The following is a 576-nucleotide window of genomic DNA, read 5'->3' on the forward strand; positions in this document are numbered from 1 at the left end:
CGGCGAGAAGGTCCGCCTGCGGGTGCCGCACGCCCTGCACCGCCCCGCGCGGGATGGCGGCGCCGATCGCCGCGACGTCGTCCGGGGTGAGCCCGATCGAGGCCGCGGCGACGTTCTGCTCGAGGTAGGCGAGGCGCTTCGTGCCCGGGATCGGGACGACGTCCTCGCCCTGGGCGAGCAGCCAGGCGAGAGCGAGCTGCGCCGTCGTGACGCCGCGCTCCGCGGCGAGCTGCTCGAGGGTGCGCACGAGGCCGCGGTTGTGCTCGAACGCCTCGCCGGCGTACCGGGCGTGGGCGCGGCGCACGTCGTCCGCGGCGAAGCCCTCGGGCGCGTCCACGGTGCCGGTGAGGATGCCGCGGCCCAGGGGTGAGAAGGGCACGAACCCGACGCCGAGCTCGCGCAGCACGGGCAGCACCTCGTCCTCCGGGTCGCGCGTCCACAGGGAGTACTCGCTCTGCACGGCCGTCACCGGGTGCACCGCGTGGGCGCGGCGCACCGTCGCGGCGGACGGCTCCGAGAGGCCGATGCCGCGGACCTTCCCGGCCTCCACGAGGCCCGCGAGCGCACCGACCGTGT

The 576-nt window shown here is 76.7% G+C and carries 1 protein-coding gene; it reads right to left on the reverse strand.

Annotated elements, in window-relative coordinates; translation table 11 throughout:
- On the reverse strand, positions 1 to 576 hold a 576-nt coding region (locus G3I78_RS47075; RefSeq protein ID WP_164436754.1), incomplete at both ends, for an aldo/keto reductase.

It is taken from the genome of Streptomyces sp. SID13726 (genome assembly GCF_010548375.1).
Taxonomy (GTDB): domain Bacteria; phylum Actinomycetota; class Actinomycetes; order Streptomycetales; family Streptomycetaceae; genus Streptomyces.